Below are 18,209 nucleotides of genomic sequence, written 5' to 3'. Positions count from 1 at the left end.
AACGCGCTTCGAGTAGATTCTGAATACTCGCCTAGGCTCCTCCAGAATGACGTCGGGAAAGCACCGAACTCACTGCAGCAAAGAAAACTCTCCCCCTTGATAATGACATTCAAATGCTTGGCAAACCATGCCGAGAAAAGGGGGAGTTGGAGGGGGTTGCAAGCGTAGAAACAAACCTCATCGCCCTTCATCTATTTGTCATCTTCTGGCTATAAATTTGTCATTGGAACGTAACACTCCAAAACTAAAGTTGGTATATACCATTTGGAGCGTGTGTTATGTCAACTAACCAACATTACCTAAATATCGAAAATGTAGTGAAGCAATTCGGACAGTTCACTGCATTAAAGAAAATCTCGCTAGCGATCGAAAAGGGCGAGTTCGTTTGTTTTCTTGGTCCTTCTGGCTGCGGTAAAACCACTCTATTACGTGCCATTGCAGGTTTAGACTTGCCAACGTCTGGTGCAATTTTTCAAAACGGTCAAGAGACCACATTTCTACCACCAGAGAAGCGCGATTTTGGCATCGTATTCCAATCTTATGCGCTGTTTCCGAACCTAACTGTGCAAGAGAACATTGCGGTGGGTTTGAAGAACCAAGGCATGTCGACCAAAGAAGCGTTAGAGAAGGTGGATTACTGGTTAGAAACCATTGGTCTTCCAACCTCTGGCGAGAAATTCCCTAACCAACTTTCTGGTGGTCAGCAGCAGCGTGTTGCTTTGGCTCGTGCATTAGCGTTGTCTCCGGGTCTACTGCTACTTGATGAGCCATTATCAGCGCTGGATGCAAAAGTACGTGTTCACTTACGTGATGAGATTTGTAAGCTGCAACGCAAGCTTGGCATTACCACCATCATGGTTACGCACGATCAGGATGAAGCGTTGTCGATGGCGGATCGTATCGTGGTAATGAACCATGGTGTGATTGAGCAAGTCGGCACACCTCAAGAGATCTACCAACAACCAGCTACGCGCTTTGTCGCTGAGTTTGTCGGCAGCATGAACTTTATTGAAACCTCAGTCGCAACGGACTCCCAAGTACGCATTGCAGAAACCCTGATGCCAGCGCCAAGCTTGACCAATCGTAAGATCCAACGTGGTGACCGCTTCGACCTTGCGGTGCGCCCTGAAAGCATCAAGTTCGTTGAAAACTACACCAACTCTTTACCAGTGCGAGTTACGGCAACCGAGTTTCTGGGGGCTTTTTTCCGCATTGATTGCGTATTGCAAAATGACAGCTCAACGAAAACCATCGTCGTGGATGTGCTTGTGGAAACGGTTCAAAAACTCAATATCAAGGCGGGCGATGTACGTTACATCCAGTTTGCTGAAGAAGGGCTGCATGGTTACGCCGTGCCCTCGGTTGATAAAGCGCTAGCAGCGTAGGTGTAAACATGGATGCGAAGACAATGACGATGAATAGCCTGACCATACAAGACAAAGCAAAATCCTTACTCGGACGTGTTAGCCGCGACAACCTTGTGTTGTTTGGTTTGCTCGCTGGTTTGTCGACCATGATGGTGCTGTTCATCTTGATGCCGCTTTGGGCAATGTTGACCAAGAGTGTGCAAAATGCCAATGGCGAATTTGTCGGATTGGCAAACTTTGCGACATACTTTTCCTCTTCAAGCTTGTGGGTGTCGGTGGGAAACACCTTCACTTTGGGCGTGATAGTGACCTCGGTAGTGGGTGTGCTTGCGTTCGGTTATGCCTACGCGCTGACTCGTTCATGCATGCCGTTTAAAGGTTTGTTTCAAATCCTAGGTACTGCGCCGATTCTTGCGCCTTCGTTGTTGCCGGCGATCAGTTTGATCTTCCTTTTCGGTAATCAAGGCATTGCCAAAGAGATGCTGTTAGGAAACTCGATTTATGGCGTGATTGGTATCTCGATGGGTTTGATTTTCTGGACATTCCCTCATGCATTGATGATTTTGACCACTTCGCTGCGTACTTCAGATGCCCGTTTGTATGAAGCAGCCCGCGCACTTAAAACTTCACCCATCAAAACCTTCTTTATGGTGACGTTACCTGCGGCAAAATACGGTTTGATAAGTACGCTCATCGTGGTCTTTACGCTGGTTATCACGGACTTTGGTGTGCCGAAAGTGATTGGTGGAAGCTACAACGTTCTGGCGACTGACATCTTCAAGCAAGTTGTGGGACAACAAAACTTTGCCATGGGTGCGGTGACCAGCATTATGCTGCTATTTCCTGCGGTAATGGCATTCGGCGCAGACCGCTGGGTTCAGAAAAAGCAAAAGAGCTTATTCGACACACGTTCAGTGCCTTACCAGCCAGAGCCTAACAAGGTGCGCGACAACATTTGTTTGGTTTACTGCAGCATCATTTCTATCGCAGTGTTGGCGGTGCTTGGCATGGCAGTGTATGGCTCGCTAGTTACGTTCTGGCCTTGGAACAAAGCACTGACGCTAAACAATTACAACTTTGCCGAAATGAGCACTTACGGTTGGAGTCCATTCTTCAACTCACTAACGTTGGCAGGTTGGACGGCGGTTATTGGTACAGCCATCATCTTTGTCGGTGCTTACTGCATTGAGAAAGGGCGTGCATTTGGTCCAATTCGTCAAGTGATGCAAATGCTCAGCGTGGTGCCAATGGCGGTTCCGGGTATGGTGCTTGGCTTGGGTTACATCTTTTACTTCAACGATGCGAACAATCCTCTGAACGTGCTTTATGGCACCATGGCGTTCTTGGTGATTAACACGGTAGTGCATTACTACACAGTGGGTCACATGACAGCCCTGACAGCGCTAAAGCAGTTGCCATCGGAAGTTGAAGCCACAGCAGCATCGGTGAAGCTTCCTCAATACAAGTTGTTCTTTAAAGTGACATTACCTGTGTGTTTACCTGCGATTTTGGACATTGCGACTTACTTGTTTGTTAATGCATTGACCACCACTTCTGCGGTAGTATTCCTTTACTCAACCGATACGATTCTGGCTTCGGTCTCGATTCTGAATATGGACGATGCAGGTCAAACTGGAGCTGCAGCAGCGATGGCGGTGATGATCATGATTGCTGCCGCAATTGCGAAGATTGTTCAGATGACTTTGGGTAAATTGTTAGAGAATCGCACACAAGCTTGGCGCAAAAGATAAGGACACTTCGTGCAATACGTAAAAATTAAAGATTCGATTGTTGAACAGATTGAAGCAGGCATGCTATCGCCGCGTCAAAAACTGCCAGCAGAGCGTAAGTTGGCGGAGTCGTTCGATACTACACGCGTCACTCTACGTGAAGCTTTATCACTGCTGGAAGCAGAAGGTCGAATCTATCGCGAAGATCGCCGAGGTTGGTTTATCTCACCTGAGCCATTGCGTTACGACCCTACCCAAACGCTAAACTTCCCGAACATGGCGAAAGCGCAAAATCGCGTGCCAAAAACGGAGTTGGTCGCAGCAAAAGGGACGTTGGCAAACAAACAAGCCGCGCGCTTGCTGGACTTACAGCCTTTCTCGGACGTGTATCGAGTCGACCGTGTGCGATACCTTGAAGACAGACCTGTGGTCTTCGTAACAAACTACATTCGCCCAGAGCTGTTTCCGAACCTGCTGGATTACGATTTATCAAATTCATTGACGGACATTTACCGCGATCATTATGGCGTGACGTATCAAAAGATTCGATACCGCATTTCAACCAGCACTTTGTTAGGTGAAATGGCTCAGGCATTGCGCGCGACAGCCGGTACGCCAGCGATGGTGGTCGAGCGCATCAACTACAACCAACACGGCGAGTTGATTGATTGCGATATCGAGTATTGGCGACACGATGCCATCAGCATTGAATCTCTGGCGGAACTCAATCGTTAAGTGGATTTTCTCATTATCTAAGGCTCCATCTCGGGGCCTTTATTTTATTCAGACAGGAACCTTGAAATGGATTTGTTGGCGATTGGTCTCGTCGTTTTTTCTGCTGTTCTCCATGCGGGTTGGAATATCCTTGGTAAAAGCAATTCTGGCTCTGGGCTCGCGTTTACCATGGCGGCCAGCTTTTCTGCATGTTTCATCCTTACCCCTTATTTGATTTGGTATTTGGTAACCATTGGCTGGGCATCATTACCGAGTGAATTTTGGGGATTGCTGTTCATTAGCGGCATTTCACAAATGGTTTATCTGGTCGGTTTGATTGTCGCTTATAAGCACGCAGATGTGGGTGTGGTTTATCCGATTGCTCGGGCGCTGCCTGTGATGATGGTCGGCGCAATCAGTGTGGCATTGGGACATGAATTATCTAGTCAGCAGTGGCTTGGATTCCTGCTGATAACCCTTGGTTGTATGTTGGTACCACTGACGAATTTTCGTCAAATAACGTTGAGTTCTTATTTGAATGTTGGTGTGTTCTGGGCATTGATTGCTGCAATAGGCACAACGGGTTACTCAGTGGTCGACAAAGAAGCGCTGAGTTTACTTACAGGGCAAGCATCAGAGATCTTGAATGATCAGTACAGTGCAATCTTCTACTTGGGCGTGCAGTTTTGGGCGATTGGTATTCCAGCCCTTGTATGGTGCTTAGTTACGGGCAAGCCAGATGAGATTAAGACAGCGTGGCAGATCCGCAAAACCGCCAGCATGGCAGGGGTAATGATGGCATCCACCTACGGCTTGGTGTTGTTTGCGATGACCATGACAGACAACGTCAGTTTGGTCGTGGCATTGCGTCAGGTCAGTATCGTGTTTGGCTTGTTTATGGGAATTTGGTTTCTGTCTGAGAAATGGTATCTCACCCGAGGACTTGGCGTTACTTCTATCGTGGCGGGGATCATTCTTGCGTTGACGAACTGACTCATATTGATGAAAGAAAAAGGCAGCGACTCAGGCCATCGCTGCCTTTTTGTTTATTTGGATGGTGTTAGAAGCGAACTTGAGCGCCAAACATCACGCCGCCAGAATCAAAATCGCGGTTTTTGGAATACGCGTATTCCGCATTTAAACCAAGGTGTTTGTAACTCCAGCCAATACCAGCCGCGGCTTCTCCGCCGATGCTCGACTCTTCGATATTTCGACTCTGCCCGTTTACTTTATAGGTGTACTCCAGTGTGTAGGCGGTGACGCCAGCTTTGCCGTACAACTCAAACCCTGCTCCAAGTGGATAGCTCGCATAGCCACTTAGCCTAGGCCCAGAAAAGCTGGTATCCGTGACCTCAGAAATTGGGCTGACAAGTATCGAGCCGATACCGTCAAAAGCGCCTTTAAAACCCGCTTCGATACCAATGTTTTGCGTTAGCATGTATCGGTAGTAAACCTCACCGAGGAACATATCGCCGGACTCTTCGCTTGTTGGAGCATCGTAATTGACAGCGCCGTAACCTAAATTTGTACCAACAATGTGTTTATTGGTTGTTGCGTGCGCTGACAAAGAAAGAGTCGACAACACCAAAGCCGTCACGAGTGAATAACGCATGTGACTTTCTCCTTAGTTCTTTGGCTTTTTAGCCTTTTAGCTTTTTAGTTTCTTAGTACTTGTTCGAATGTGGCTTTGGTGTTGTCTAGCCATTCATAACGACGACGATACATCGAGCGTTTTGAGCGAGACATATCTTCGATATCACGTCTTGGGGCATTCACCGCAAGGGAGTAGAAGTTCCGGTCGAACTCTATCCCGCCCAACTCTTGCCAGAGTGCGTCATAGTCGGTTTTGATTCGTCCTTTGCTGTAGCGTCGCGCGGCGTAAGTGTGGGAGTCGGTTTTGACCGCCAAAATTGTTTCTACATCCCAGATTTGCGCCAGAATAGTCAGCAAACTCACCATCAGGCTTTTTGGACGTTGACCGTAAAGTTTACGTGTTAGCTTTTTGATTTTTGCGCTGCTGGTTTCATTACTGCGTGGACCTTGTAAGCCGCCAATCATGATGCAACGAGCGCCATTCTCGTGCCCGAGCGTAAAAGAGATAGTGTAAAAGTTTCCGTCTTCTTCGCTATGTAATACCAAGCTCATCTCACCTTCTTTTTGGTAGCGAGCTTCATAAACAAGTCGAACCGTATAGAGGATCTCATCAATCTCAAATGTCATCAGAGTTTGGCCTTTAGCATCGGTATAGATTTGTTCAATCAGCTCTGAAGAGAGCAGCTTCGACACTGTATTGTAGTGATCAACCACAAGTTCAGAGCGATCGATTGCTGGGCTATTTTTGATGATGTAAGGACGAAACGGCTTTTCTAAGAAACGATGCGTACGAGAACAAAGCATCTCTAGAAGTGACGCCTCAATATTGTCCGCCAGATAGTTGAATGACTTGCGATAGAACAGTGCACGCGCGATAAACTTAGCGCGGTATGTCCAAATAGGGTGATAGATCTCAGCGTACTCGTCTGAGTAAATGGTTTTGCTGTGATGAAGGATAGATTTATTCATGTCATTTCACTCCAGACTGGCTTTTCGGCGAGCCTAAGTTCGTTATCTGTGCAGTGCCTTGTTGGTCATGGTCGAAAAACACCAAAAGATAAAGAGGACGCCGAGGCATCAAAAGGTGGTGTTCTGGTGTCAGACGCAGTGCCATTACGATCGTTTTGAACGGTGTTCGTTTGTGCAGGATTCTAAGAGAAAAGGGGCAAGAGGTATTGTATGGCTTGGTAAGGGAGTGTCATGGCTGAGTGGCAAAGTAGCCATAAAGGTTTCTTTATAAGACAATAAAAGCTATTTAGTGACTGCTTTTTAAGATATTTTTATTATGAATAATAAATGGCAGTTTTATGCCTTACGTTTAATTAAAAATAACTTGAAAAATAATTGAATGTTTTTTGAAATTAATTTGACGAGCTAAAGGTCTCTATACGTAACCTACATTCATCGAGTATTTGGAACTCGATATTTTAAAAGGTAAGTAAGGAGCATATTATGAAACGTTTAATCTCTCTAGTCAGTCTTATCGTATTAACTGCCACTCCTGTCGCGGCATTCGCTGGTGGTTACCAATGGACGAATAACAGCAAAACGATCCAAGGTAATGTTGTGGATAGTAAGCAAGCTGCCTACGACATGGGCTTTGAAATGATTAAAAACTACCAAAGCAAGTCTTCTAAAGAGCTACGAGATGAGTTTAAGAGTGCATGTTTTCCATTACTAATGCAAAAGTTACCGTTGATGAGTTTCTTCAAGATAACGGTCAGATTGCCTATCAACCAATATTGAATGTGAAATATGAATACCGCATGCGTGAGCCAGGTAATCGTTAATACATCTACTCGCTAGCAAAATATTTTGTTTTCAATATTATCGTTGCCATATATTTATTCTTATTGAATTTGGGGAGTTTTGCTCCCCTTTTTTATTATTTAAATATACATAATTATGGTGAATAAAATAAATAACTAATTTAGGTTTAATATTTTCTAACGCTCAGCGTCAGTTTTTCTAGCTCGTTGATGATTTGGATCGTTTGTAAAGTGGCAACAAAGCAACATTGTATGCGCACACTTACAAAGGATACGTAATGACTCACCCTTCATATTGGTTTAAGCAAGCGCTTGAAGCCGAGCAACCAGAAACCGCCAAACCACTTCAACAAAATATCCAAGCTGATGTCGCCATTGTTGGTGGTGGATACACTGGGCTCTGGACGGCAATTATGATCAAGCAACAATCGCCGGAGAAACACATAATAGTGGTTGAAAAAGGCTTGTGCGGTAGCGGTGCTTCCGGGGCTAATGGCGGTTGCATGCTGACATGGTCGACTAAGTTCCCTACATTAAAGCGTTTATTTGGTGAAGAACACGCAGCGTGGTTGGTGAAGGAATCGGAGCAAGCGGTACTGGAGATTGACGAATTCTGTCAGCAGTACAATATCGATGCGCAATTGTCGTTAAAAGGCGTCTACTACACGGCAACCAATCAGTCTCAGACGGGGGGAATGCAGCCAGTGGTAGACGAGTTAAAGCGTCTAGATGTGAACAGCTGGCGCCGCTGCCAATCTGAGGAATTGCGTGCCAATGCAGGATCGCCGCGCAATATAGAAGGCTTTCACTCTCCGGTTGCAGCCAGTGTTCAGCCTGCTTTGTTGGCGAGAGGATTAAGACGCGTCGCAATGGAGTTGGGTGTTGAGATCTATGAGAACACGCCGATGACGCGTTTAGATTATGGAAAACCTGCTACTGTTTCTACACCTAAAGGGAATATTCAAGCGCAGCAGGTGGTGTTGGCATTAAACGCTTGGATGGTGGAGCAGTTTAAGCAATTCAAAAGCAGTATCGTGGTGGTTTCTTCCGACATGGTGATCACCAAACCGCTTGGTGACGCGCTGACTCAATCTGGTTGGCAGTCAGGTTCTAGCGTGTTGGATTCACGTATCTTCGTCCACTATTACCGAGATACGCCAGATGGCCGTTTGATGTTGGGGAAAGGGGGCAATCAGTTCTCTTTCAACAACCAAGTCAACGCGATGTTCAACAAGCCAACGCGCTATCAAGATCTACTGCGTAAGTCGTTCGATAAGTTGTTCCCGCGTTTGAAAGGGGCTGAGTTCGCTTATTCATGGACAGGCGGTTCAGATCGCTCCGCAACTGGTTTTCCATTCTTCGGTGGGTTAGATAACCAAAGCAATATCTTTTATGGCTTTGGTTATTCGGGTAACGGGGTGGCGCAGACTCGAATGGGCGGAAAGATCTTATCTTCGTTGGTATTGGGAATCGAGAATGAATGGACGAAAAGCGGTTTAGCCAAAGGGCCGTTGGGGCATTTCCCGCCAGAGCCATTCCGTTGGACGGGAGCAATGATGGTACGCAACGCGGTGCGTCGAAAAGAGGAAGCAGAAGATAACGAGCGGACGCCATTCATCTGGGATAAGTGGCTAGCAAAACTCGCGGGACCAGCAGGCAAAGCGGATAAGCTCGACTAAACTGAATATTTTGATCGCAAACGGATAGGGAAGAAGTGAAAGTGTTAGAGGCACCTCTTCCCTTTGTGTTAGCCTCAGTCTTTCAAGCTCAGATGCAAAAGGTGAGTAATAAAATGAAAGTATTCAGCAACTTTGACAGCGGCAGCATTCACGTAGTGAAAGCGGACGACAAAAACGACATCCAACTCAAAATTCCTAACGACAACATGTCGGAATTCTACCAGTGGTTCCACTTCCGTCTAGAGACAGAAGCCGAGCAATCACACACCATCAAACTTCTCGATCTTGCGAAATCGGCTTACCCAGAAGGCTGGCAGGGTTACGACGTGGTTGCGTCTTACGATCGTGAAGAGTGGTTCCGAGTACCGGCAGAGTTCGATGGCGACACGCTGACTTTCACTGTTATCCCTGAGCGCAGCTCAATTTACTTCGCGTACTTTGCTCCTTACACGTACGACCGTCACCTAGACCTGTTACACATGGCACAAAGCGCGCATCACTGCCAACTAGAGACGCTTGGCCATACGCTAGATGGCAATGACATGAGCTTGCTTACCTTCGGTGAGCCAGAAGAAGGCAAAAAGAAAATCTGGATGATTGCACGTCAGCACCCAGGTGAGACGATGGCAGAATGGTTCATGGAAGGCATGATCCAACGTCTGCTCGATGAGAACGACACGGTTGCGCGCGCACTACTTGAAAAAGCAGTACTCTACGTTGTACCAAACATGAACCCAGACGGCGGTGTGCGTGGGCATCTACGTACTAACGCGGTTGGCGTAAACTTAAACCGTGAATGGCAAACGCCATCAATGGAGAAGAGCCCTGAGGTCTTCTTGGTTCGTGAGCGAATGCTAGAAACGGGCGTGGATATGTTCTTAGATATCCACGGTGATGAAGCTATCCCTTACAACTTCGTGGCGGGCTCTGAAGGTATTCCTTCTTATGACGAAGGCATGGCTGAATTGGAAAGTGCGTTTAAACAAGCACTTCTGACTATTACACCAGAGTTCCAAGACGAGATTGGTTACGATAAAGATGAGCCGGGCAAAGCGAACCTAACCGTTGGTTCTAACTGGGTTGCTGAGCAATTTAAGTGCTTGTCTTACACCATCGAGATGCCATTCAAAGACAATAATAACCATCCCGACCCACTTTACGGCTGGTCTCCGGAACGTAGTGTGCTGTTTGGCCAAGATGTATTGGCGGCAACGTTGGCGGTTTCCGACAAGATTTAAAGCAATTAGTTCACAGCCTGCTTTTTGTAGGCTGTGTTTTTTGTGCGTTTTTTCCTACCTCAATGTCTGGTGACTGTAAATTTTTTCGCCAATAAAAACAAAAAACCTTCAGTTTCTGGTGCTTATGTGGCTATCGATAAAAAAAACTAATCGTCACGATAAGAAATCTAATTTATGAAAGCGAAGGTTGTTCTGTTAAAGTCTGTTTTGAGATTTATGTCACAAAAGTTATCTCATCTCAATCATTTAGCAATCTTATGCTTTAGCGCCCTTTGTAGGCACAGTAGCTAAAAATAAAATATAGCTGCTATGTACTATTGCGCCTAGCTTAGGATAATTCGCATTTTGGTGTTCTGTTTTTGGAACGATTTGTCCGTTTTGTTTGTGCTCTGAATCATTCGGAATGCGCCAAACAATCGGAGGTTCGTTTCGGACCTGAGCTCTGAGAAAAATGCTTGAAGATAAGTGCTCATTCCAGATGTCTGATGACGTTCAGATGTCTGATGACGTTTTGATTGAGACCAATGGCATAGTTTTTAATCACTCGAAACAGTGTAGGTTCTGACTTGCGTGATGGCAGCTGTATAGTTGTGGATAGTAGTCGGGTCGCCTTCGCATTAAAGGTAAAATAATGAAAAAAATCGCTCTTGCAGTGGCTACCATTCTAGCTGGTGGCGTAATGTCGAATGTTGCTCTTGCTGATACTTACGTTGGCGGTAAACTAGGTTACAACGCACTAAACGACGCTTGTCACCTTGACGCTCCATGTGATGACGATAGCTTCGCAGCTGGCATGCACATCGGTTACAACTTCAACGAATACGTTGCTGCTGAATACGGCGTTGATTACCTAGGTAACTTCACAGCTAACTTCAACAAAGCTGGTCTAAACACAGTAGATGGCGACCTATGGGCAATCACTCTTGCTCCTAAGTTCAACCTACCACTAACAGATTCTTGGAACCTATTTGCTAAAGTAGGTGCTGCATACATGATGGCTGGTGACGAGAAAGATTTCGTACCAACTGGCTCTCTAGGTGCTGAATACCAAATCAACTACAACTGGAGCCTACGCGCTGAGTACCAACGTTACCAAGACATGTCTGATGACATCATCGACGACATGGATGCTGACTTCTTCGGTATCGGCTTCAACTACAAGTTCGGTTCTGAGCCAGTAGTTCAAGAAGAAGTAGTTGAAACTCGTCCAGCGACTCGCATCGTTGAGAACGAATACCCAGCTCAAACAGCAACAGTACAATTCGGCCTAGAAAGCGCTGATCTACAAGACGCTTCTGCGTTCAACGGTACTGTAGAGCTAATGAACACTTACCCACAAGCTCAAGTTGAAATCAACGGCTACAGTGACACAACTGGTTCTGAAGCTTACAACCAACAGCTAACTGAGAAGCGTGCACAAGCAGTTGCTGATCACTTCCAAGCTGAAGGTATCGCTGCAGACCGTATGACTGTTAAAGGTATGGGCGAAGCTAACCCAGTAGCTAGCAACGAAACTCGCGAAGGTCGTGAAGAGAACCGTCGTGTAGAAGTTGTTGTTCCTGCGTTCCAATACCAAACTGAAGAAGCTGCTCAATAATTCATTATTGAATCAGTAACTTTAAAAGCCAGCGTCTGACGCTGGCTTTTTCGTTTCCCTTCATTTATCTGTCACAGCTCCGTCATAGTATTTTCTTACTCGTTCGTCTGGAGCCAGATATGCAAAACCTACCGCCACTCAATTCTCTCAAAGCGTTTGAAGCAACTGCTCGATTGCAAAGCTTTACCAAGGCGGCAGAAGAGCTTAATGTCACCCGTGCCGCGGTCAGTCAGCAAGTTAAATCCCTCGAAGTGTACTTAGACGCCACCTTGTTTGAACGCAATGGTGCTCAGCTCAACCTCACTCAAGCTGCTCATGATTATTTACCTGTGGTAAGTCACGTCTTTCAGAGTTTATCTGCTGCGACTCAACATCTTTTCTCCCGACAAAAGCAGGCGCAGCTAACGTTACACGTGGCACACAGCTTTTGCTCTCAATGGCTAATGCCACGACTGGCTGATTTTCATCGACAACACCCTAAAGTGAGTTTTAAAGTCTCTACCACAGCCAACGCAATGCCGAGCAACAGTGATATCGCTGATGTGGAGATCATTAATGGTTATGGCGATTGGCAGTCACAGCAAGCCATTCAACTGACACAAGAAAATTGGATTGTGGTGGCAAGCCCAGGCTTTTTGCATCTTAATCCCATTTCTCACTTATCTGATCTTGCTCGCTTGCCTAAGTTGGCTACGGGTGGCTACCAAGAAACGTGGCAGTGCTGGTTAGCGTATCAAGGCGTTGAATGCAAAGGGGTGAAGCTCACAGGTGAGTTTGAACACTCTCTGTTAGCGATTGAAGCGGCAGTGAATCAACTGGGGGTTTTGCTTGTAAGGGACTTATTGGTCGAGGACCATCTTCAGCAAGGATCGTTGGTGCAAATCGGAGATTGGTCGATGCCAAGTCGAGGTGCGCATCACATGATTGTTCGCGGTGAAGAAAGACCGCACGTGAAAGCATTTATCGAGTGGTTAAGGCAAAGCTTAGAAGCGCAATTTTAGGGCTCAATCACAAGACAGAAACGAACTGCGATTTATCTAACAATCTGAAACATTATCAGCCTCCATGAGTAAAGTTCGGGTGCTAAGATGACGAAGTACGTTTCATGTCGTCATCACTCACAGAGCGCACGCTCTGAGCATCAAGGAGCTGTAATGGAAGCGTTAGAAGGTGGCAGAGAGAATGCCATTTATCGAAAGGGAGAGCTCGTTAGCCGGCCTGCCAGTCATTGGACGATGACGGTTCATCAATTACTTCAACATCTTCACAGCCACGGCTTTGCTGTTTGCCCAAAAGCCGTCTCCATCGAGGGAGGAAAAGAGCTGCTGACTTTCGTTGAAGGTGACACTTACAATTACCCGCTAGAAGGGCCAATTAGTTCGTTAATGGCGCTGAAATCCGCTGCTAAGCTACTACGTCATTTTCACGATGCCTCTGAAAGTTTCCTCAAGCTCAATACACAAGATGTCCATCACTGGATGCTGCCTTCACGCTCTCCAAAAGAGGTGATTTGCCATGGCGATTTCATGCCTTATAACGTCGCGTTAGAGGGCGATGTTGTGGTGGGGGTATTCGATTTTGATACCGCTCACCCAGCTCCTCGAATATGGGACATCGCCTTTTCTGTGTATGGCTGGGCACCGTTCAAAACTGATGAAGACGACAAAATGGGGACGCTTGAGGAGCAAATTCGCAGAGCCAAGATCTTCTGTGATGCTTATGGCTGTACTCGATTAGAACGTGAAGAGTTGGTTGAGGTAATGACGTTGCGTTTGACGGCGTTAGTAGACCACATGCGGTCAATGGCTGCAAAAGACGATGCTCAGTTCCAAGCCAATATGGAGGACTGTCACCATACCGCTTACTTGCAAGATATTGAATACATTAATAAGCATCACCAAGCCATTACGCTCGGGGTACTCGGTGAAATCAAATTTTAATCTGGCTTTGAATGCTGCTTAATGATGGATTGAATCACATCAAACAACCATTGATTTTGTGGGTCATGCTGCTGAGAACGTCGGCAACTCATCACAAAGCTCACGCCAAGTTCCAGCCCGTTTGGTAGCTCGATACTGCGACATGATTCAGGAACGTTACCACTCATGGTGATCCCAAAATGGTCGGTGTTCATGATAATGCTGTGAATCATCGCAGGGTGCTCAATCTCAACTTTGGGCTCAACGTGAAAACCGATGTTTCTCAATCGATCCAAAAGCGGGTATTTGTGATCGTTCCACCCCGGTGTTTTGAACAGAACAAAGGTGTAATCACTTAAAGATTGAAAATCTTGTGCTGGGTGATCTTCTTTCACAAAGAAGACGGCTTTCCCTCGACCAAGTTCTTTTTGAGCGATGGATTGAGGCAGGTCCTCATCAAAGTAGTGAATAGCAATGGCATTCTCACCTTCAATGATGCGATTGCGCGCATCTGCCCCCCACCTTAAAAACGCATATCTCGCGTTAGGTGCTTGCTTGATAAGTTCAATGTACAGTTTGTCGCCAAAGCGATCCCAGAACAGGGTATTGGCGTAAATGGATACTTCACCAGTAAAGTGAGTGGGTGAAAACTCTTGTGGTTTGATGGCATCCACGCTTGCTAGAATCTGCTCAAAATGAGGCATGTTGGCTTCGACAAACGAGGTCGGCTCAAAGCCATTTTTGGTTTGAATGAACAAAGGATCGTCCAGTTGCGCTTTCATCTTGGTTAAGTTCTTACTGATGGCACCTGAGGTTTTCCCCATCGATTCTGCCACTAAACGAACATTACGCAGCTCATACATGCGCTTTAATACCAAAACGTTTTGTATATCCAGATTCATTGTCATTCTTTTACTCCAGCCAACGTTGCCACGGCATCATAACTCCGCCTGTCATAAAAAAAGACAGGGGATGGTCAATTCTAAGTTTATGGCAGAAAAGCATTTTTTGACCGAGGATTTCCATTTGGTAAATTCGGGTTTTCCTCGTGCTACTTTGGAACTGTTGCTACAGTTTCTTCATCGAAACGATGTACCACAAATAATCGAGGTGACGTATGAAAAAACTAATCGCACTAGTAGGCTTAATGGCTTGTTCAATGAATGTAGCATTCGCTGGCGATGGCTCATACACGGGTACCATTGATATGGCTACTAGCCAAACAAACCAAGTTAATGTGGAGCGTGCGGATTCTAACCTGACTCTTAAAGGTCGTAATGACGCTACTTACGGTGGTGTGATGATTCAAACAGACGCTTCTAACCAACCGATTCAATTGCGCGGCCGTCGCGACTAAGTAATCGAAACCATCCCCCGCTTTCAATGCCGCGTCTAACGCGGCATTGTTGTTTTTGGTCGATGGCAAGCCAAATTCAATAGAAATCTTTGATAGCTTTTGTTTATCGATAATTAAAAATTAATTGTTGAAATCTTAATTACCGTTTTTACGCACCTAAATGATATTGATTCTCATTTGGGTGAGCGTATGATTCTTCTCATCGACTAGAGAGGAATATCGTCATGAGTAATGTATCGATAAATAATGCATCCATACATTTAGATGCCGCCACAACATCAAAAGTTTCGGCATTCAACAAAATCAAACGCAAAATGCTGATGTTAGGCCCGGCGTTTATTGCCGCGATTGGTTACATCGACCCAGGCAACTTTGCGACAAATATTGAATCAGGATCTTCATTTGGTTACCAGCTACTTTGGGTAGTGCTATGGGCAAACCTAATGGCGATGTTGATTCAGTATTTATCCGCCAAGCTAGGTATCGTTACAGGCAAAAATCTAGCGGAGCATCTACGTGACCACTTACCAAATAAATGGGCGGTAGGCTTCTACTGGATCCAAGCTGAAATCATCGCGATAGCGACAGACCTTGCCGAGTTTATCGGTGCAGCAGTCGGCTTTCAGTTGGTGTTTGGAATTAGCTTAATGGAAGGAGCGATGATCACTGCGGTAGCAACCGTGATGATTTTGATGCTTAACCAGAAAGGTCAAAAACCGCTAGAAGTCGTGATCGGTTCACTTTTGATGTTGGTGGCGGTTATCTACATTGCTGAACTGTTTTTTGCGCACCCTGCGGGCGGTGAAATGGTGAAAGGTTTGCTGACTCCAACCTTTACGGATTCACATCAAATCTATCTTGCTGCGGGTATTCTAGGCGCGACTGTAATGCCTCACGTGATCTATCTTCATTCTGCACTGTTCAAAAACAGCTATGGCGAAAGCACCAAAACTCGCCTTCGCACCACTCGCTTTGATGTGTTGATTGCGATGGTAATTGCAGGCTTTGTGAATATCGCAATTGTGGCGATGGCTGCTGCCGTGTTCCATTACTCAGGCAACCAACATGTGGCGGAAATTGAAACAGCGTACATGACGCTAACGCCATTGGTAGGTAAAGCCGCATCTGTGTTGTTTGGTGTTTCGTTGATTGCTTCAGGCTTGTCTTCTACCGTTGTTGGCACAATGGCAGGTCAGGTGGTGATGCAAGGCTTTGTCCGCTTCTCTATTCCAATGTGGGTACGACGCTTTATTACTGTGGCACCTTCGTTTGTGGTGATTGGTTTAGGCATGAACACCACCGATATCTTGGTGATGAGCCAAGTGGTGTTGAGCTTTGGTATTGCGTTGGCGATTATCCCATTGCTTATCTTTACCAACAGCGAACGCTTGATGGGTGAGTTCAAAAATAACAAATGGGTCTCTTATGTCGGTATGGTTATCGTTACTTTAGTACTCGCACTCAACGGTTATCTGATGGTTACTTTAACCGCTTAATGATTTCTCTATCCTTCTTCTTTGTCGATAAAAAAACGGAAGCCGCTTGGCTTCCGTTTTTCGTTTGCTGCTGAGAGAGAATTAGTTTTGCTCAACCACTTCCAATTCAGCTTCACTTTGTTTTGCTGCTTCAAGCATCTTACGAATGATGAACGATGCACCAAGTGCGATAGCCACCATTACCACCGCTAGGATAGTCAGCAGTTGGAAGTATTCGCCGTAAACGTGTTGTACGATTTCTTGCGTGATCTCTTGGCCTTTCTCTAGTGCGATAGACGTAGAGAACGCAGCACCAACGATACCACTTAGTGCGATTGCTACAGAGAACAAGCTTACTGAGAAGTTTTCGATGTGCTTAGGTGCCACAGATAGAATGAACGCAACTACCATTGAACCTACGATAACTTCCGCAATTGCTTGGAAGAAGTGAATCGCTAGGAAGATTTCAGGCATGATGATAACGTCTTCGCCAACAGTCGTTACCGCGAACGTTAGGATGCCGAATGCGATAGCGGTTAGCACGAATGCCAATGCAATCTTAGTCGCGGTTGATAGGTGAATATCACGTTTTTCTAGCATGCCAAAGAAGCCAGCAACGATAGGGCCACCAACCATACACCATAGTGGGTTCATTGCCATTGCTGCTTCAGGCTCTAGTGGGATGAAGCCAAATAGAGAACCTTTCAGAGTGTTGATCGCTACCATGTTCATTGAAGTCATCATTTGACCGTAGTAAACGAAGAAACACGTGGTTAGGAAGGTAACGATAAGGATAGTACCCATCTTCAATGATTCTGCTTTGCTTGCTTTCAACATCAAAGAAACAAAGTAAAGAATCGCTGCACCGCCGATGGCGTAAACGATGTTTTGACCGATATCCATGTTAGAGAACATGAAGAATACCAGTGCAATCATCGCCGCTGAGATAATCGCGAAGAAAATCCAGTTCTTCATGCTTACGCTTTGACGATCCAGATCAGAAGCAACGCCAACCAAGCCTTTGCGGAACACAAGTAGCATCACCAATGCTGCACCAGCCATCACTGCTGAAATAGTGAAACCACCATTAAAGCCGATGATAAGCACAATCATAGGGAACAAGTATTGGCCTAGGAAAGCGCCCACGTTGTTCACTGAGTAGTTAATTGGGTAGCCTTTCTCGAAGTCTTCTTGCGACTTAAAGGTACGTTTGTACAAGCTAGGGTAAGAAGGAGACATTAAACCACGGCCGTAACTTGCTAGCGCGATACCACACATGGAAAGCGGTACGTTGGTTGCCGAAGCACCAAGAACAAGCAGTACATAGCCAGATGCGAATGCTAAGAAGGCAATCGATAGAGAGCGGTAAGCACCTAAAAATTTGTCAGCGATAAAGCCGCCAGCAATCGCAAATAGAGGGCCAATCGCCGAAAAGGCACCCACGATCATCATGGTATCAGCTTCGTTGTAATTCAGATCCTCTAAGAAAAAACGCGTCAGACTGACTAACACGCCGTAAAATGATAAGCCAAACATCATTTGGCAGAACATCATAGATTTATTTAGTTTATTCCACATAATTAAATACTCACTATTGCGAGAAAGGTAGTTATTATTTCTGTTAAATGTTACTTAAACGCTATGTTACATATTGAAACAATTGTCGCATAAACTGAATTTAATGCACTAAAATTTCTAATGCGAAACGTTTGCCTCACTAATGTGTTGTTCTAGATCAACTAGAAATTATGTGAATAAATGACCAAAAAGT

Annotated in this window: 15 protein-coding genes and 1 pseudogene; 12 read left to right on the top strand and 4 right to left on the bottom strand. The window is 45.7% G+C overall.

Annotated features, from left to right (window positions below; all coding sequences use genetic code 11):
- Window positions 1-278: 278 nt before the first annotated feature.
- The 4 genes from BCT11_RS15425 (at window position 279) to BCT11_RS15410 (ending at window position 4,804) form a co-directional block, all read left to right on the top strand.
- Entirely contained in the window at window positions 279-1,385 is a 1,107-nt protein-coding gene (locus BCT11_RS15425; protein ID WP_102388664.1) for a putative 2-aminoethylphosphonate ABC transporter ATP-binding protein, read from the top strand.
- Window positions 1,386-1,393: 8 nt separating this feature from the next.
- The gene (locus BCT11_RS15420; RefSeq protein ID WP_102388663.1) at window positions 1,394-3,118 is read left to right on the top strand and encodes a putative 2-aminoethylphosphonate ABC transporter permease subunit; all 1,725 of its coding nucleotides are present in this window, start codon (window positions 1,394-1,396) and stop codon (window positions 3,116-3,118) included.
- Between the two features lie 9 nt (window positions 3,119-3,127).
- Complete coding sequence (phnR, locus tag BCT11_RS15415) at window positions 3,128-3,832, top strand: phosphonate utilization transcriptional regulator PhnR (protein WP_005442366.1); 705 nt, start codon at window positions 3,128-3,130, stop codon at window positions 3,830-3,832.
- A 66-nt stretch (window positions 3,833-3,898) separates the two neighbouring features.
- Window positions 3,899-4,804, top strand: coding sequence for an EamA family transporter (locus tag BCT11_RS15410; RefSeq protein ID WP_102388662.1), 906 nt, complete (start codon window positions 3,899-3,901; stop codon window positions 4,802-4,804).
- Window positions 4,805-4,871: 67 nt separating this feature from the next.
- Here the strand turns inward: BCT11_RS15410 and BCT11_RS15405 are convergent, their stop codons facing one another.
- Complete coding sequence (locus tag BCT11_RS15405; protein ID WP_102388661.1) at window positions 4,872-5,423, bottom strand: outer membrane beta-barrel protein; 552 nt, start codon at window positions 5,421-5,423, stop codon at window positions 4,872-4,874.
- Window positions 5,424-5,467: 44 nt separating this feature from the next.
- Entirely contained in the window at window positions 5,468-6,373 is a 906-nt protein-coding gene (locus BCT11_RS15400) for a VirK/YbjX family protein (protein ID WP_039975852.1), read from the bottom strand.
- Between the two features lie 483 nt (window positions 6,374-6,856).
- On the opposite strand from BCT11_RS15400, the pseudogene BCT11_RS15395 reads away from it, so the two are divergent.
- The 6 genes and pseudogenes from BCT11_RS15395 to BCT11_RS15370 all read left to right on the top strand — a co-directional run bounded on the left by BCT11_RS15395 (window position 6,857) and on the right by BCT11_RS15370 (window position 13,627).
- A pseudogene (locus BCT11_RS15395) lies at window positions 6,857-7,194 on the top strand (DUF3316 domain-containing protein).
- Window positions 7,195-7,451: 257 nt separating this feature from the next.
- Window positions 7,452-8,852, top strand: a complete 1,401-nt coding sequence (locus tag BCT11_RS15390; RefSeq protein ID WP_102388660.1) for an FAD-dependent oxidoreductase — start codon at window positions 7,452-7,454, stop codon at window positions 8,850-8,852.
- 113 nt (window positions 8,853-8,965) lie between these two features.
- Window positions 8,966-10,090, top strand: a complete 1,125-nt coding sequence (locus BCT11_RS15385) for a M14-type cytosolic carboxypeptidase (RefSeq protein WP_045423297.1) — start codon at window positions 8,966-8,968, stop codon at window positions 10,088-10,090.
- 631 nt (window positions 10,091-10,721) lie between these two features.
- On the top strand, window positions 10,722-11,687 hold the full coding sequence (locus BCT11_RS15380) for an OmpA family protein (RefSeq protein ID WP_102388659.1): 966 nt from the start codon (window positions 10,722-10,724) through the stop codon (window positions 11,685-11,687).
- Between the two features lie 119 nt (window positions 11,688-11,806).
- Window positions 11,807-12,688 carry a LysR substrate-binding domain-containing protein gene (locus tag BCT11_RS15375; RefSeq protein ID WP_102388658.1) on the top strand — a complete coding sequence of 294 codons (882 nt, stop codon included), beginning with the start codon at window positions 11,807-11,809 and terminating at the stop codon, window positions 12,686-12,688.
- Between the two features lie 87 nt (window positions 12,689-12,775).
- Entirely contained in the window at window positions 12,776-13,627 is an 852-nt protein-coding gene (locus tag BCT11_RS15370; RefSeq protein ID WP_102388657.1) for a phosphotransferase, read from the top strand.
- Here BCT11_RS15370 and BCT11_RS15365 read toward each other — a convergent pair.
- On the bottom strand, window positions 13,624-14,514 hold the full coding sequence (locus BCT11_RS15365; protein WP_102388656.1) for a LysR family transcriptional regulator: 891 nt from the start codon (window positions 14,512-14,514) through the stop codon (window positions 13,624-13,626). The two genes, BCT11_RS15370 and BCT11_RS15365, sit on opposite strands and share 4 nt — an antisense overlap.
- A gap of 209 nt (window positions 14,515-14,723) precedes the next feature.
- On the opposite strand from BCT11_RS15365, the gene BCT11_RS15360 reads away from it, so the two are divergent.
- Both BCT11_RS15360 and BCT11_RS15355 read left to right on the top strand, forming a co-directional pair.
- Window positions 14,724-14,963 carry a hypothetical protein gene (locus BCT11_RS15360; RefSeq protein WP_009705043.1) on the top strand — a complete coding sequence of 80 codons (240 nt, stop codon included), beginning with the start codon at window positions 14,724-14,726 and terminating at the stop codon, window positions 14,961-14,963.
- A 224-nt stretch (window positions 14,964-15,187) separates the two neighbouring features.
- Window positions 15,188-16,459, top strand: coding sequence for an Nramp family divalent metal transporter (locus BCT11_RS15355; RefSeq protein ID WP_102388655.1), 1,272 nt, complete (start codon window positions 15,188-15,190; stop codon window positions 16,457-16,459).
- Between the two features lie 81 nt (window positions 16,460-16,540).
- Here the strand turns inward: BCT11_RS15355 and BCT11_RS15350 are convergent, their stop codons facing one another.
- Window positions 16,541-18,016: an MFS transporter gene (locus BCT11_RS15350; protein WP_038876517.1), complete on the bottom strand. Its 1,476-nt coding sequence runs from the start codon at window positions 18,014-18,016 to the stop codon at window positions 16,541-16,543.
- Window positions 18,017-18,209 lie beyond the last annotated feature (193 nt).

Source organism: Vibrio sp. 10N.222.52.B12 (assembly GCF_002875385.1).
GTDB lineage: Bacteria > Pseudomonadota > Gammaproteobacteria > Enterobacterales > Vibrionaceae > Vibrio > Vibrio jasicida.
This window is presented reverse-complemented; position numbering and strand designations above follow the sequence as displayed.